19 protein-coding genes are annotated in these 14,722 nt (G+C 41.8%); all 19 read right to left on the reverse strand.

All coding sequences use genetic code 11. The features are described from left to right. Positions 1-9: 9 nt before the first annotated feature. Entirely contained in the window at positions 10-459 is a 450-nt protein-coding gene (gene ahrC / locus FFL34_RS00555) for a transcriptional regulator AhrC/ArgR (RefSeq protein ID WP_138600389.1), read from the reverse strand. Between the two features lie 68 nt (positions 460-527). After that, positions 528-1,340: a TlyA family RNA methyltransferase gene (locus FFL34_RS00560; RefSeq protein ID WP_138600391.1), complete on the reverse strand. Its 813-nt coding sequence runs from the start codon at positions 1,338-1,340 to the stop codon at positions 528-530. Positions 1,341-1,383: 43 nt separating this feature from the next. Continuing rightward, positions 1,384-1,980: a hypothetical protein gene (locus FFL34_RS00565; RefSeq protein WP_138600393.1), complete on the reverse strand. Its 597-nt coding sequence runs from the start codon at positions 1,978-1,980 to the stop codon at positions 1,384-1,386. A 679-nt stretch (positions 1,981-2,659) separates the two neighbouring features. Next, positions 2,660-3,544, reverse strand: coding sequence for a polyprenyl synthetase family protein (locus FFL34_RS00570; RefSeq protein ID WP_318279447.1), 885 nt, complete (start codon positions 3,542-3,544; stop codon positions 2,660-2,662). 2 nt (positions 3,545-3,546) lie between these two features. Then, on the reverse strand, positions 3,547-3,789 hold the full coding sequence (locus tag FFL34_RS00575) for an exodeoxyribonuclease VII small subunit (protein WP_138600397.1): 243 nt from the start codon (positions 3,787-3,789) through the stop codon (positions 3,547-3,549). After that, positions 3,764-5,131 (reverse strand): exodeoxyribonuclease VII large subunit, encoded by a 1,368-nt coding sequence (xseA, locus tag FFL34_RS00580; protein WP_138600399.1) that lies wholly within the window; start codon positions 5,129-5,131, stop codon positions 3,764-3,766. The genes FFL34_RS00575 and xseA overlap by 26 nt, the downstream gene beginning before the upstream one ends. Continuing rightward, positions 5,121-5,981 carry a bifunctional methylenetetrahydrofolate dehydrogenase/methenyltetrahydrofolate cyclohydrolase FolD gene (gene folD / locus FFL34_RS00585; RefSeq protein ID WP_318279450.1) on the reverse strand — a complete coding sequence of 287 codons (861 nt, stop codon included), beginning with the start codon at positions 5,979-5,981 and terminating at the stop codon, positions 5,121-5,123. Before folD ends, xseA begins: the two co-directional genes overlap by 11 nt. Before the next feature lie 52 nt (positions 5,982-6,033). Continuing rightward, complete coding sequence (gene nusB / locus FFL34_RS00590) at positions 6,034-6,414, reverse strand: transcription antitermination factor NusB (RefSeq protein WP_138600403.1); 381 nt, start codon at positions 6,412-6,414, stop codon at positions 6,034-6,036. Between the two features lie 128 nt (positions 6,415-6,542). Continuing rightward, on the reverse strand, positions 6,543-6,929 hold the full coding sequence (locus FFL34_RS00595; RefSeq protein WP_138600405.1) for an Asp23/Gls24 family envelope stress response protein: 387 nt from the start codon (positions 6,927-6,929) through the stop codon (positions 6,543-6,545). 4 nt (positions 6,930-6,933) lie between these two features. Continuing rightward, complete coding sequence (accC, locus tag FFL34_RS00600; protein WP_138600407.1) at positions 6,934-8,292, reverse strand: acetyl-CoA carboxylase biotin carboxylase subunit; 1,359 nt, start codon at positions 8,290-8,292, stop codon at positions 6,934-6,936. Between the two features lie 13 nt (positions 8,293-8,305). Beyond that, positions 8,306-8,806 carry an acetyl-CoA carboxylase biotin carboxyl carrier protein gene (gene accB / locus FFL34_RS00605; RefSeq protein ID WP_138600409.1) on the reverse strand — a complete coding sequence of 167 codons (501 nt, stop codon included), beginning with the start codon at positions 8,804-8,806 and terminating at the stop codon, positions 8,306-8,308. A 454-nt stretch (positions 8,807-9,260) separates the two neighbouring features. Continuing rightward, positions 9,261-9,836 carry a SpoIIIAH-like family protein gene (locus FFL34_RS00610; RefSeq protein ID WP_138600411.1) on the reverse strand — a complete coding sequence of 192 codons (576 nt, stop codon included), beginning with the start codon at positions 9,834-9,836 and terminating at the stop codon, positions 9,261-9,263. Positions 9,837-9,848: 12 nt separating this feature from the next. Continuing rightward, a complete protein-coding gene (spoIIIAG, locus tag FFL34_RS00615) occupies positions 9,849-10,394 on the reverse strand; it encodes a stage III sporulation protein AG (RefSeq protein ID WP_234031380.1) in 546 nt (181 codons plus the stop codon). Then, complete coding sequence (gene spoIIIAF / locus FFL34_RS00620) at positions 10,285-11,118, reverse strand: stage III sporulation protein AF (RefSeq protein WP_234031381.1); 834 nt, start codon at positions 11,116-11,118, stop codon at positions 10,285-10,287. The genes spoIIIAG and spoIIIAF overlap by 110 nt, the downstream gene beginning before the upstream one ends. Before the next feature lie 10 nt (positions 11,119-11,128). Further along, positions 11,129-12,319 (reverse strand): stage III sporulation protein AE, encoded by a 1,191-nt coding sequence (gene spoIIIAE / locus FFL34_RS00625; RefSeq protein ID WP_138600415.1) that lies wholly within the window; start codon positions 12,317-12,319, stop codon positions 11,129-11,131. 29 nt (positions 12,320-12,348) lie between these two features. Next, on the reverse strand, positions 12,349-12,741 hold the full coding sequence (gene spoIIIAD / locus FFL34_RS00630) for a stage III sporulation protein AD (RefSeq protein WP_138600417.1): 393 nt from the start codon (positions 12,739-12,741) through the stop codon (positions 12,349-12,351). A gap of 6 nt (positions 12,742-12,747) precedes the next feature. Further along, on the reverse strand, positions 12,748-12,954 hold the full coding sequence (gene spoIIIAC / locus FFL34_RS00635; protein ID WP_138600419.1) for a stage III sporulation protein AC: 207 nt from the start codon (positions 12,952-12,954) through the stop codon (positions 12,748-12,750). Between the two features lie 21 nt (positions 12,955-12,975). Then, entirely contained in the window at positions 12,976-13,488 is a 513-nt protein-coding gene (spoIIIAB, locus tag FFL34_RS00640) for a stage III sporulation protein SpoIIIAB (RefSeq protein ID WP_138600423.1), read from the reverse strand. Beyond that, entirely contained in the window at positions 13,433-14,410 is a 978-nt protein-coding gene (gene spoIIIAA / locus FFL34_RS00645; protein ID WP_138600424.1) for a stage III sporulation protein AA, read from the reverse strand. Before spoIIIAA ends, spoIIIAB begins: the two co-directional genes overlap by 56 nt. Positions 14,411-14,722 lie beyond the last annotated feature (312 nt).

The raw sequence follows: 14,722 nt of genomic DNA on the forward strand, positions 1-14,722 counted from the left end.
ACCTCACCCCTACAACATATGCAGGAAACGGTCTTGGATAACGGCTGGGTCATCTTCCGTCCTACAGATGATTAAACATGTATCATCACCACATATCGTTCCCATGATTTCATCCCATTCCAGGTTATCAATAAGAGCGCCGATTGCATGTGCATTACCAGGAAGAGTTTTTAATACAATAAAATGACTTGTGTGTTCCATTTTTACAAATGCATCATTTATTAACCGCTTTAATTTGTCCAGTGGATTGAAGCGATTATCCGCAGGCAGACTGTATTTATGATTCCCGTTTAGAGATAGTACTTTTACAAGGTGCATTTCTTTTATGTCCCGTGAGACGGTCGCCTGCGTTACATCATATCCTGCAGATTTAAGCTCATCGGCAAGTTCATCCTGGGTTTCAATCTCTTTTTCAGTTATTAGTTCTCGTATTTTTATATGGCGCTGAATTTTACTCATAAGAGCCTCCATTAAAAATCAGATGTCCACTTTTCCCGGTAACGTGAATCCGCAGAATACGTCAGCGTTTAATTCTTTTCTCTCAATTCACGGTGAGCTGCCTTGACCACTTCCACTAATTCGACATCTTTGCTTTCCGCCTTTTTTCCCCAGCCAAGATGGGCGAGAAATTCAATATTACCATCACCACCGGTTATCGGTGAATACGTTAAATCCAGTAACTGGTAACCTTCCCAGTGAGCAAAACCTATCACGTTTTCCAAAACCTGTAAATGCACGTTTTCATCATGGACAACTCCCTTTTTTGCAACTTGTTCTCGCCCCGCCTCAAACTGCGGCTTAATAAGCGCTACAATGTCGCTTCCCTCTTTCAGGAGCTGTTTTAACACAGGTAATATCAGTTTTAGCGAAATAAAAGAAACATCAATTGCCGCAATGTCTGGCTGACCATGGCCAAGCATGTCCGGCGTAACATACCGGAAATTCGTTCTTTCCATTACAATGACACGGTCATCATTCCGCAACTTCCAGGCCAATTGATTGTACCCGACATCGATGGCATAACTGAGCGATGCCCCATTTTGCAACGCACAATCCGTAAATCCACCAGTAGAAGACCCAACGTCAATCATGGTCTTTTCATTTAGTGAGATTGCAAAATGATGGATCGCTTTTTCCATCTTTAAACCGCCTCGCCCAACATAAGGGATATCTCTACCTTTTAACGTAATCGGAATGGACTCACTTACTTTCATACCAGGTTTATCAAGCCGGTTCTGCTCAGAGAAGACAAGCCCAGCCATGATGACTCGCTTTGCTTTTTCCCTCGTAGTAATTAAATTTCGTTCCACCAATAATATATCTAAACGTTTTTTGCCCATTCCTTATCCCTTTTCTTCCTTTTAAAATGAGTGTTCCAATCATTTATTTATTTTTCCTTGTGTTGTTTTCATTGGGAAATAATTTAATCTTTAGCCGTTGTTCCATAAATGCGACAATCTTCCCAGCAAAAAAAATAAGGTTTGTCGATGCGTTAATGGCAGCATATTTTCCAACTGCTTTCCCGCCTACTGTCAAAGCCGCAACTAGGCTAGTGAGCATAGCGGATAGAACAATCTGGAGCGTGGACCCGTCACCTTGTTCAAACATGGTTGCAACCTGTAGCACGACAGTTGCTGATGCGGTACCGCTGACAACACCGGATATATCACCAATCACGTCATTGCAAAAACTGGCGAATTTATCGGCATTACGAATGATTTTAACAGATTCCTTTGCACCGTGAACCTTTTCAGCTGCCATTGCATGGAAAGGTTTTTCACTGGCCGCCGTGGCTGCAATACCAAGCATGTCAAATAACACACCAATGCATACGATAAGAAGAACAATCAGTAGTCCAAACACCCAAATAACATTACTTAGTAACGATTCAGATACCACTGAAAAAATAGCCGCTAACACAAACGTGATAACGGCAATTGTAACACTGAAACGCAGTGATTTTTTTGTTTGCAGTTTCATTTTAACCTCTAAATTTAAAAATTATATGTATGAAAGGAATGGTCATTTAAAAGGTAAAAACTGCGGCTTAGGTCCAGTAGGTTTTCCCAGATGGATACCCTATGTTGCCATAAAGGCGGTTTCCCTTTAAATCCATCTCGGCTCCGTCGCCGAAAGCCGGACTGGATTACCACTTAGTCCGCACTATAATCCCTTTTAAATGTCCGATGAGCAGTCTAGGAGTTTTCCTCAGCAGCCTTTAACCGTTCCCTAGCCTCTTTTGCAGTGATGATTTCATAGAAAATAAATAACCAAACCGATGGCCATCCGGATTGATTATTAGTGTTCTAATCCCCTCACCACCACTCAAGGCAGGCTACGCTGCAAATAAGGCTCCCTCACCCTATTGTGCAGGTTCATACCCCATTCCATAGCAATCCCTAGGCTTAGGTACCACTACAGATATGGGCCTCCGCGGTAATCGGGTCAACGCCCACATGCCTTTGTGGATCGCCCGAAAACCTTAACTCCCAGCACTGACCCAAGGCTGGGCGCCTCAAGCCAGCACAAGGAACTTCATCGATGTGCCCTTTAGCGGATTTTTAGGCCCGCCTTCAGGAGCGGAGGGCTGACTAGAATACTGCACCATCCCTTTTCTAAGCTAATTATAACATAAAAAGTACAAAATGACTAATAGATATTAATAATCCCTGCTGCTGAAATAATCAGTTAACAATGCGAGATAAGATGAAGCTGCGCCAGCATGATACAATGATTCCTTAGCTTTATGGACATAATGGTTTTTTTTCGCTTTTGCACCTTCCAGTCCGAGTAACTTAGGATAAGTATTTTTGTTATTCGCTTCATCGCTGCCTACCGGTTTCCCGATTTTATCCGGATCACCGGAAACATCGAGAATATCATCCTGTACCTGAAAAATTAAACCGAGATGATAGGCGAATAGTCCTAGGTGGTTAATTTGTTCAGGTTCAGCTCCGCCAAGCGAAGCCCCTGTACTGATGGCAAAACGGAGCAGTGCACCGGTTTTTAGTGTGTGGATTGTTTCCAGCTCTTCAAGCGTTAACGCTTTATGCTCAGCTTTCATGTCAAGCATTTGCCCAGCGACCATCCCTTTCGGACCGCTCGCTTCAGAAAGCAACTGTATCGTTCGAACTTTCTGCGAATCTGTTAAATGGGGGTCGTTTACAATCAGTTCAAAACTATATGTTAATAAAGCATCACCGGCTAGAATCGCCGTTGCTTCATCATACATCTTATGATTTGTCGGTTGCCCACGCCGTAGATCATCATTATCCATTGCTGGCAGGTCATCATGAATAAGAGAGTAAGTATGAACCATCTCGAGTGCTATTGCAGGTGCCAGCGCTCGTTTTGTATCGTTGCTGTATGCTTGATACGCTGCCAACAAAAGAACAGGCCTGAGCCGTTTGCCGCCAGCTTCAACCGAGTAAAGCATCGAGGCTTTTAACCGTTCTGGAATGTCCAGACCATGTAGATGTTGCCTAAGTTCCTGCTGTACGGCTACTTTTTGTTCACTAATGAATTGGTTCAGCCTCTCCTGCACAACTATTCATCCCCCTGTACATCAAAAGCTTCCAGTTGGCCCTGATCATTCATAATTTGGGTCATTTTTTTCTGAACATCAGTCAATTTATCACTGCAAACTTTTGAAAGTTTCATTCCTTCCTGGTAATAGGTAATTGCCTTTTCCAATGGAACGTCACCTTTTTCCAGCTTTTCTACTATTTTTTCCAGCTCAAGCATAGCTTCTTCAAAAGAGAGGCTATTCTCCTTGTTCTCCTGCTCCATTGTTTTCCTCCTTTACCGCCAGTACTTGACAGTCCAATGATCCGTCTGCAAGTTTAACGGCTATACGATCTTTTTCCAATACATTGTTAACAGACTTCACCAGTTCTCCTGATGGATCGTAGAGAATGGCGTACCCACGCTTCATCGTCTCCAGCGGATTCAAAAGTGACAGTTTCTCAATAGCTGCCTGCAGCCTATCTGTATTTTTGTCTATACAGCTATTAATCAAATCGTTAAGCTGTTTGTAATATTGATTAAACTCCCGGCTGGCGTGGTCAATCTGCCGGTTCGGATGTGATGCAGCGAGCCGTGTATTCATTTGTGCCAATGATTCATGTTTGCGTCGCCATTCCATATGAAACATTTTGTCAATACGGTCAACATATTTATCCAGCTCCTGCTCTTTCTGTACCATCAGTTGCTCTGGATAACGAAATGCATAAGACTGTTTCAGCCGTTTTAAATGCTGTTTCGCATCAGCTGTATATTGATTCATTACTTTTGTCAAATACCGCTGCACATTGTTCAATTTATCGATAAGCTCAACCTGTGATGGTACAGCTATTTCAGCAGCACCTGTCGGGGTTGGCGCGCGTACATCGGCTGCATAATCACTAATAGTGCTATCTGTTTCATGCCCGACAGCGGAGATAACCGGGGTGGATGAATGAAAAATAGCTTTGGCCACTACCGCTTCATTGAAACTCCATAATTCCTCTATGGATCCGCCACCCCTGCCGACAATTAAAACATCGAACAGCCCACTTTCGTTAGCCCGTTTTAGCGCATCGGCGATTGACTGCGGTGCATACGGTCCTTGAACGAGCACTGGTACTATTGTTGTTCGGGCAATGGGGTATCTTCGTTTAAGTGTTGTAATGATATCACGAACAGCCGCCCCTGTTGGGGATGTAATCACACCGATATGACGTGGAAATGCTGGCAATTCCTGCTTATATTGCACATCGAAGTAACCCTCTTTATGTAATTTTTCCTTTAACTGTTCAAACGCAAGATAAAGCGATCCAAGACCGTCTGGTTCCATTTGCTGTATGTACAATTGGTACTGGCCGAACTGTTCAAACACACCAACTTCGCCCCGAATAAGCACATTCATACCATTTTCCGGTCTGAACTTGAGACGCCGGTTGTTGCCGGCGAACATGACTGCTTGTATACGTGCGTTATCATCTTTAATTGTTAAATACATGTGACCCCGGCTATGATGTTTGAAATTGGAAATTTCCCCTTTTAACCAGATGTTTTTCACATGCGGGTCAGTCTCAAATTTCCTTTTAATGTATTTTGTTAAAGCCGTAACGGTTAAATATTTATTTTCCAACTGCAGGCATTCCTTTGGCGGCCATGATTGTATTTTTCAGCAGCATGGTAATTGTCATTGGTCCTACACCACGTGGAACAGGCGTAATGTGTGATGCTTTTTCAGCTACTGATGGGAAATCTGCATCTCCTGTCAGTGATCCATCCGCCATCCGATTTATCCCGACATCGACAATGACAGCCCCAACTTTCACATGCTCACCATGAATAGAATTCGGCCTTCCCATTGCCAAAATAAGAATATCCGCTTCTTTTGTGAAGTCTGTTAGGTTTTTCGTTCTGGAATGGCAGTACGTAACGGTTGCATTCTCATTTAATAGCAACTGACCTACAGGTTTTCCAACAATATTGCTCCTTCCTACAATAACCGCATGCTTACCCTCAATACTGACATCATAGGCTTTCAACATTGTTAATATACCGTATGGTGTGCACGGAAGGAAAGTACTGTTCCCCGTCATCATTTTGCCGACGTTAACCGGATGAAAACCATCTACGTCTTTTGTCGGACTGATGGATTCGATAACTTCCTGTTCATTTATGTGATCCGGAAGTGGTAGCTGTACTAAAATGCCATGAACCGTTTCATCGTTATTAAGTTCCTCTATTTTCTCCAGAAGGTTTTTTTCTGTTGTTGATGATGGTAATTCAATGATGTCTGATGAAATGCCTGTTTCCTTTGATGCTTTTTCTTTGCCCCTAACGTAAGATCGGGAAGCCGGATCATCACCCACGATGATAACTGTTAAGTGTGGTATAATACCATTCTCTTTCAATTGCAGTACTTCCGACTTCATTTCCTCTCTGATTGTTTGTGATAGTTCCTTCCCATTCATTTCGGTAGCAGCCAAAGTCTCCATCTCCCTTCATTCAATTCACCCATTTTATGCTAGTTTGATTTAGTTATTCTTTAATTTTTGAAAGTACACCATTAACAAATTTACCTGACTTTTCATCTCCATATAAGTTGGCGATCTCCACTGCTTCATTAATGGAAACATTAACGGGAACATCTTCCTTTTGATTAATTTCATAAATAGCGATGCGCAATACCGTTCGTTCCACTGAAGCAATCCGGCTGATGGTCCAATTTTCCAGGTGGTCTGAAATTGTACCGTCAAGGGTCTGTTTGTTTTCAGCTACACCCTTTACAAGGTCTTTTAAAAATGGATCGATTTCCAGTGATTCTAAGTAATCTTTCATCGCCTGTTCAGGCTGTTTATCATTCATATCCAGTTGAAACAGTATCTGGAATGCTTTTTCTCTTGCTGCATGCCGGTTCATCATCAATAACTCCTTTGAAATTCTTATCTCTTTGAAATCATAACACGAATGATTGTGAAAAAGCCAGAAACAAAGGGGTGAAAATAAGCAAAGGCCAAAAGCAATCTTTTGGCCTTGCGCTACAGTATTCATTCATTGCTCTCTGTCTGTTCCATTTGAATACCAACGACATGAACATTTATCTCATCAATTTCTAATGCTGTCATCGTTTTTAATGTATGACGGATATTTTCTTGCAATTTTTGTGCCACTTTCGGTATGGAAATACCAAAACTAAGTACAACAAACAAATCAATCAAGATTCCATTTTCGGTGAGGTCCACTTTTACCCCTTTTCCATGGGACTTCTTTCCAAAACGTTCAACAACCCCGGTTGCAAAGTTACCACGCATTTCCGAGACACCGTCCACCTCAGACGCCGCAATGCCTGTTATGACCTCGATTACTTCCGGGGCAATCTCGACCGTGCCAAGACTTTCATCATCACCGACATTTAATAGTGGCTGTTCACTCATTATCTCACTCATCCTTTTCTAAAATGGGATTTTCGTTCAGGAACCTCGTATTAAAGCTACCATCCACAAAAACAGGATGATCCATTATTTTACGGTGAAAGGCAATTGTTGTATCAACACCCTCAACGACAAATTCATCAAGTGCCCGCTTCATTCTACTAATAGCATCTTCGCGGTCATCTCCGTAAGAAATAAGTTTGGCGACCATTGAGTCATAAAATGGGGGAATACGATATCCCGGATAGGCGGCAGATTCAATCCGCACTCCTAAACCGCCTGGCGGAAGGTACATAGTCATTTCTCCCGGTGATGGCATGAAGTTTTTGAATGGATTTTCTGCATTAATACGACACTCGATTGCCCAACCATTAAATTCGATATCCTCTTGTCCGAATGACAATTGCTCGTTATCAGCTACTTTTATCTGTTCTTTAATTAAATCGATACCGGTAATCATCTCTGTCACAGGATGTTCAACCTGAATTCTCGTATTCATTTCCATGAAGTAAAATGACTTAGTTTTTCTATCAAAAATGAATTCGATCGTTCCGGCACCGACGTAATCAACAGCCTTGGCAGCTTTTACTGCCGCTTCACCCATTTTTGCACGGATTGCCGGTGTTAATGCAGGTGATGGCGCTTCCTCGACTAATTTTTGCAGTCTACGCTGAATGGTGCAATCCCGTTCACCTAAATGAAGGACATTGCCATAATTGTCTGCTAATACTTGGATTTCCACATGCCGAAAATCCTCGATATACTTTTCCAGATAGACTCCAGGATTACCAAAAGATTTTTCAGCCTCTTCTTGTGTCAGGCGTATACCTTTTAATAGTTCATCTTCCGTTTCAGCAACGCGAATCCCTTTACCTCCACCACCGGCTGTCGCCTTAATAATGACCGGATAGCCAATTTTTTCGGCAATGTCAATGGCTTCCTCTTCACTTTCAATAATACCCTCAGATCCCGGCACAGTGGGTACATTTGCTGCTTTCATTGTTTCCCGTGCCACATCTTTGACACCCATTTTTTGAATGGCATCAGCAGTTGGACCTACAAAGGTAATATTACACGCTTTGCAAATCTCTGCAAAGTCGGCGTTCTCAGCCAGGAAGCCATAACCGGGATGGATGGCATCCACTTCAGTCAATGTGGCAATACTCATGATGTTTGTGAAATTCAAGTAACTCTCTTTGCTCGGTGCTGGACCAATGCAGTAAGCTTCATCAGCCATTTGCACATGCAAGGCGTCTTTATCCGCTTCAGAGTATACAGCTACAGTCTCAATATTCATCTCTCTGCATGCGCGAATTATTCGTATCGCTATTTCTCCCCTGTTTGCAATCAGAAGTTTATTGATCACCCGTGACATCCCCTTACTTTTTCTTCACTCTGAAGAGCGGCTGTCCATATTCAACCAGCTCCCCATCTTCCACAAGAATTTCCGTGATTTCACCTGTAGTTTCAGCCTCAATTTCATTAAACAGTTTCATAGCTTCAACAATACAGACTACTGTATCTTTTTCAACCTTGGAACCAACTGTTACATATGAATCGCTTTCCGGATTTGGCGATGCATAAAATGTTCCCACCATAGGAGAAACAATTTCATGGTCAAAATCTGCCGTCGTTTCCACGATAGGTTTTTCATCTGAAGAACTTACTTCAGTTTGTTCAACCTGAATGTTAGGCTGTGAGTTTTTAACCGGGTCGACGGGGTGATCTGTATGTGCTCCGTTATCAGGAACAGCAGCCACCGCCTTGCTGCCGGATTTTTTCATGGTCACTGTTTCTCCACTTGTCTCATAAGTAAATTCATCAATTGCTGATTCATCAACTACTTTTATTAATTCGCGTATCTCCTGTACTGTCAGCATTGCTGGCACCCCTTTGTTTATTACGTTATAATATCAGGTACTAATAACTCCTCGTAATATTTTACGATAGTTTCATTCCATACTTCAACCCAGAATAACAGGCTAAGCAGAACAAGCTATGTACTGATCATGATTTAATTATCAGCAGTTCCTTTTCCATATACTTCTGAAGTAAGGAATTAGCCGAGAAAACAAACCAATTATTACAGAAACTATTATAGCAATCCCGAGTATTTTTTGCGAATCATACTGTAAAGTGGAGTGAAATAAGCAAAATCTCAATTAGGCTACGGAAGCGGTATATCGCACGCAGAAAAAGTGCCAAGTACTTTACATATTATCACCTGGCAACCCCGCTACTCCTCGCTGGTCTTATGTTCGAAATTTAAAAGTGTAGGGATTACCACGAAACACGAAAACCGGGTGAAAAACACACCCGGTTAGCCACATTCTATTATTTATCTGTAGGTTGATAATCGACTCTTACAGGTATGTCTCCAAACTCATCTTTGACCATTTGCATAATATTTACTACTTCTGAATTAGATAGCTTCTCTGATTCTTTTACATAAACCTGTACTCGATCCTCATCATGTCGGATTAGTACATCACTGTAATCTGCTGATGATATGATTGATTCCTCCAAAATTCTTTCTTTACTGGATATTTTGTCCAATTTATTCATTTCATTCCTGGCTTCATTTTTTTCTTGCACACTTGCTGAGCTTGAGGCAACAACATCATCAAGACGGTCTCTTGCTGCACTGCGTTCATCTTGGATTTGCATGCGAATGGTCGCAAACAGCTGATCTTCTTCCAGTTGAGATATGTCGCCCACTTGCGCACCCTTATCTTTTGCGTCGGTATCTTCTTCTTTTTTAGCAGCATCCGATGCCGTCTCTTCAGCAGAATCTTCCCCTTCCGGTAGATACGCAAGGTCACCACCGTTCGGCGATGTAATATAATAGACACTCAGCACAATCATCAAACTTAACATTGTCAAAAGCCATACAGTCTGTTTCTTTAACATAGTTACACCCTCCTAATTTTTTGGCATTACAGATACTCTATGTGTTGGTACATCAAGCACCCGGGAAACAGCTTCAATCACCCATTTTTCCACACTTGCATGATTAACCCCTTTTGCTACTACAAACACACCCCTAACATCCGGCTTTTTTGTCTGGACGAGAAGTGGAACCTCTTTATCCCCCTGCCTTACTAGTACAACTTCTGTCTCATCAGAGTTTTCTTCTATTTCTCTCTCGCCCCCATTCGTATCCGTCTCTTTTGTTGATTGCTGACTTTGTATCAGATTTTTTTCAAAGACTTTTACTTTGGTTGAATCCAAATTGACCATGACTTCCGCTTTTGATACCCCTTGAATCTTATTTAGCAATTCCTGTAGGTCTTCCTCATAGTTTGCCTCTATGTCTTTAACGCTGGAACTGGAAGTTTTAGATTTGTTCAGCAGCGTTTCATCCGCTGTCTGCTCCTTCATCTTTTCCGGCACTTCCTTGCTTATAGACGGATCTTCTTTCGCTGTGGAAGAGAATACGTTCCCCAAAATTAGCAGCAGCAGTCCCATTAAACCAATAACAAGGATATATCCGGCTTTTTTGGAAGGTTTGCCCGTGTCCCCTGACAATCCAAACAATTTTTGCAAGTATTTTTTCAAGATGGCCCTCCCCCCTTGCAATGGTTATTTTTTTCTTATCCACTTCCCATACATTTTGCAATAAATTTTTGATTCCTTCTGTATCCACTTCATTTTCATCTGAAACCGGCTTGTCCGTATCAATTACAACATCTTCAACAACAGCCATTCCCCCTTCCACTTCCTCTGTTTGCATTTCCCGCAGATGGACAATGATTTGTGTAAGCTTCTTTTTTAGGTTTTCATCTGCAGGGTCCACCTCTTTTGAAAATTGGAGGTCGATATCAGTAATTTTCTGCTGATAGTTTTTCTTAAGAGGCTCATTCCCCAATTCTTTTAGTTGGACAGCCGTTTGTTGTACAATATATGCATTCTGGGAAGCTTGTAATTCATTTTTTTTCATTTTCGTTGCATTTTCCAGGCTATTTTTTTTCGTTTGTTCATCCATCATTTCTGTATAGGACGTTTTTACGGCTTGCTGGACATCCATATCAAATAAATAGAATACCGGTTTCAAAAAAATGAGTATCAAAATCAAGCCAACTGTCAATTTAATATATTTCTTCATTGAATTTGCCGGAATCAAAAGATCGACAACAGAAGCTAACAGTAAAAACAGAATGATCTGTGTGACCCACTCAACTAAGATATCCATTCCCACACCCCTAACGAAGTAGAATCGTTATATTGCTTGCGGCAACGAGAATGACGATGGCCAGGAAAAACATTAATGTTACAGCAAGTAACGACGCCAGAACAAACACAATATATTTACTTATGGTGTCCATAACAGAAATGACGGGTCCATCACCAATCGGCTGCAATATAGCCGCTGCCAGTTTATAGATGAGTGCAATAGCAAAAATTTTCACAGCCGGGAAAATGGCGATAAGGATAACGATAAGAACACCAGCGATGCCAACTGCATTTTTCAAAAGTAATGATGCGCTTAAAATAGTATCCGTTGCATCGGTGAAAGTCCTTCCAACTACAGGGATAAAGTTGCCCGTGATAAATTTGGTTGTTTTCATCGCCACGCCGTCTTGCACAGCACTGGTGGCGCCTTGAACAGACATGACCCCAAGGAAGATTGTTAGAAAGATACCAAGGGTTCCCATGCCCACCTGTTTAAATAAGTTCGCCAGCTTTGATACACTATAATTTTCATTTAAATTGCTTACAATCAACAACAAGGCAGCTAAAAACAATAAAGGCAAAATGAATTTGGACACGAGTACGCCGCTTATGTTGATGAGAAAAACAATGACAGGATGGAAAAACGATACAGTCATGACGTTACCAAGGGTTGCCATGATTCCCAGCATCAGCGGCAACAGTGCTATCATAAAGCTCTTCATCGTATCTATCGCATCATTGGCATAGGAAACAGCCACGTAAAAACTATTCAATGCCAAAAAGATCAGGACAATATAGACAATATAGTACGCTACTTTACTGACAGCACTTCTTTCAAAGGCGGTGTGAATGGTTTGCAGCATAACAGAAAACAACGTGAGCACCAGTAGCTTTCCGAGCAATTTCCCATTCTGGATTAGTTCATGTAGCATGAACTCGACAAGTCCCCACAATATATTTTTTATTGAAAAAGATCCATTGTCCTTAATGAATGCATACACACTTGTTTTCTCAAGCTCTGGTATATATCCCCCATAATCACTTTCAAGCGTTTCCCAGAATGACTGAATCCCATCAAGTGAAATATCATTTAACAGCTGGTTCTCGATATCAGCCGAATTTTGTCCGTCTTGCTCCTCCTCGGCGGAAACAATTGAATGTCCAAGGAGAAATGACAGCAAAAGGAAAATAATGCCGATCATCCACTTCGTCTGTTTCACAGAGCACATTACCCCTTTCCAGGACTTTCCTATACGGAAGAGACAAAACGGAGGATAGTTTCAGCCACAGCACTTATAATGGGTATTGCCAATAGCAGGATGAATATTTTCCCGGCCAATTCGATCTTCGCTGCAACAGAGCTGAGTCCGGCATCCTTCGTCAAGTTGGCCCCTAACTCGGCAATGTAGGCAATGCCAATTATTTTTAGGATTGTTTTCATGTACATCCCATCAACATTTGCTCGTGTCCCCAGCGATTCAATCAGCTGAAAAATAGTACCGATTTGCTTAATAACAACGAGAAAAATCATGATTCCGGTAATGACAATTAATAAAAAGGCATAGGAAGCATTAATATCTTTCAGGATTATATAAAGAATGCTCGTAACAATACCGATGATAACGATTTGTATAATATCCATTCATCACTACCCCTGGAAAAGGAATACAGATTTTATCTGCTGAAAAAGGTCCGAGAGACCATCAATGACGATAACCATCACGATAATGAAACCTACCAGTGTTGCAAATTGGGCGATTTCCTCTTTACCCATTTGTTTCAGAATCGTGTGAATGAGTGCAACAATAATTCCTATCCCTGCAATTTGAAATAGTATGGATGCATCAATTGCCATAGCAGTGTGCTCCTTTCCCTTCTATATCAGCAGCAATACGACAAATAATCCACATAATACCCCTAAACTTTTTGCCATTTTACCGTATTTAAACTGATTTTCTCTTGCCTCTTCCAACTGACGGTCCAAATGATTGATTGTTAAATGTATGTGCTTTTGCTGCTGAGCAAAGTCATGCTGTCCGAGCGTCCTGCCGAATTGTTTCACTATTTCCCCTTCAATATCGGATAGTGATGATGTTTCTAATAATTCATTGACACAACGGTCCCAGACACTATACAAATCGGTTCCCACATCGTGCATGGAAACATGCAACTCGTGAAAAAAAGTGCTCAGTGGTTCCGGTATTTGCCTTGCTATGATTTCAAAAGCCTCTGGTAAAGGCAGCTGACTGTATAAAATTTCTGCTTCCAGAATTTGCAAAGCATTCTTCATCTCCCGGATATGTTTTGGACGCTCATTAAGTTTTCTGCTGACCTCAAACCCGATCAGTGTTGTTGTGCCTATAAAAAGAAGTGCGCCAATCCACTTCATCTGTTAAGCACCCCGATTTCCGCCATAGGTTTTCTTCATCCGAATTATAAATGCGATGAATGTCTCCGGGCTTTTTTTGTCTGTTCAGTACGACAAAACGTCGGAATACGTCATGTTCAAATAACGGCTGAAGTGATGGCCGCTTTTTCAGTGTCTCTAGCGAATCACCATGAATGGTACAAATGACAGTGACTCCGGCGTTGACCGCCTCCATTAATGCGGCGACATCGGATGCACTCCCGATTTCATCAACAATAAGAAGCTCCGGAGACATCGAGCGAATCATCATCATCATACCTTCATCTTTGGGGCATGCATCCATCACATCAGTCCGCACGCCCAAATCGTGCTGCGGGATACCTTTTTTTGAACCGGCAATTTCCGAACGCTCGTCCACGATACCGACTTTACGTGCCGCAACACTTCCCCAACCCGTTCCAATCAACCGTGCTATATCACGAATCAGTGTTGTCTTTCCGGTTTGCGGTGGACCAACGAGAAGCGTGCTAAGATAATGCTGGCGGTAAAGGTATGGAATCAACGAGTTAGCGGAACCAATTTTTTGCTTAGCAATCCGGATATTAAAGGAAGCAATGTTTTGGATAGCTTTCACTTGTCCATGTAACGTATTTACTTTTCCTGACAATCCGACCCGGTGACCGCCCTCGATTGTTACATAACCTTCACGTAGTTCATCCTCCATACGGTATAGTGAAAACTCACTAAGCTGGTTTAATACAAATGTACCGTCCTTCCGTGTTGGCTGTAGATGCTCAAGCCATTCAGCATGATCGTCAAAAACGAGTTCCACAGGCCGGTGCAGCCGAAAACGAATTTCCTGCATAGCCTCCCAGCGATTGCTAATCTTTTTTTGTATAGCCCATTTCATTCTTTCGGGAAATAATCTAAGTATTTCTTCCATGGCATGTCCTCACTTTTGCAATAGCTTATTAGTAAATATATGTTGGTTGATATGAAATATGACTTAACGTTTTTAAGAAAATAGAAAGAATAGATACGTAATATCAGATATCAGGGCAGAATGAATTATTGTGAAACAAACAGGAGTGTGACACCAATAATAAGTGCCTAAGTCAATGGTTCCATCACACAGGAATAGCTAGTTTAGATAAGCAGGGGGCGTTACCTTTAGAGGTGAGGATATGGCAGGTTAAACACACTTCTTATTAAAAAAAGAGCAGAAAAAAAACGGCCCTTTCCGAGGACCGCTTTT

The organism is Lentibacillus cibarius (genome assembly GCF_005887555.1).
GTDB classification, from domain to species: Bacteria; Bacillota; Bacilli; order Bacillales; family Amphibacillaceae; genus Lentibacillus; species Lentibacillus cibarius.

What these genes read in the sequence shown, in the direction of transcription:
- FFL34_RS00595 (WP_138600405.1), bottom strand. Translation starts at nt 6,929, where the DNA reads ATGAGTGAACAGCCACTATTAAATGTCGGTGATGATGAAAGTCTTGGC.
- spoIIIAD (WP_138600417.1), bottom strand. Translation starts at nt 12,741, where the DNA reads ATGGATATTATACAAATCGTTATCATCGGTATTGTTACGAGCATTCTT.
- FFL34_RS00575 (WP_138600397.1), bottom strand. Translation starts at nt 3,789, where the DNA reads ATGGAGCAGGAGAACAAGGAGAATAGCCTCTCTTTTGAAGAAGCTATG.
- spoIIIAG (WP_234031380.1), bottom strand. Translation starts at nt 10,394, where the DNA reads ATGGGACTGCTGCTGCTAATTTTGGGGAACGTATTCTCTTCCACAGCG.
- FFL34_RS00565 (WP_138600393.1), bottom strand. Translation starts at nt 1,980, where the DNA reads ATGAAACTGCAAACAAAAAAATCACTGCGTTTCAGTGTTACAATTGCC.
- spoIIIAA (WP_138600424.1), bottom strand. Translation starts at nt 14,410, where the DNA reads ATGGAAGAAATACTTAGATTATTTCCCGAAAGAATGAAATGGGCTATA.
- spoIIIAC (WP_138600419.1), bottom strand. Translation starts at nt 12,954, where the DNA reads ATGGCAATTGATGCATCCATACTATTTCAAATTGCAGGGATAGGAATT.
- accB (WP_138600409.1), bottom strand. Translation starts at nt 8,806, where the DNA reads ATGCTGACAGTACAGGAGATACGCGAATTAATAAAAGTAGTTGATGAA.
- nusB (WP_138600403.1), bottom strand. Translation starts at nt 6,414, where the DNA reads ATGAACCGGCATGCAGCAAGAGAAAAAGCATTCCAGATACTGTTTCAA.
- spoIIIAB (WP_138600423.1), bottom strand. Translation starts at nt 13,488, where the DNA reads ATGAAGTGGATTGGCGCACTTCTTTTTATAGGCACAACAACACTGATC.
- ahrC (WP_138600389.1), bottom strand. Translation starts at nt 459, where the DNA reads ATGAGTAAAATTCAGCGCCATATAAAAATACGAGAACTAATAACTGAA.
- FFL34_RS00560 (WP_138600391.1), bottom strand. Translation starts at nt 1,340, where the DNA reads ATGGGCAAAAAACGTTTAGATATATTATTGGTGGAACGAAATTTAATT.
- FFL34_RS00610 (WP_138600411.1), bottom strand. Translation starts at nt 9,836, where the DNA reads ATGTTAAAGAAACAGACTGTATGGCTTTTGACAATGTTAAGTTTGATG.
- spoIIIAF (WP_234031381.1), bottom strand. Translation starts at nt 11,118, where the DNA reads ATGGATATCTTAGTTGAGTGGGTCACACAGATCATTCTGTTTTTACTG.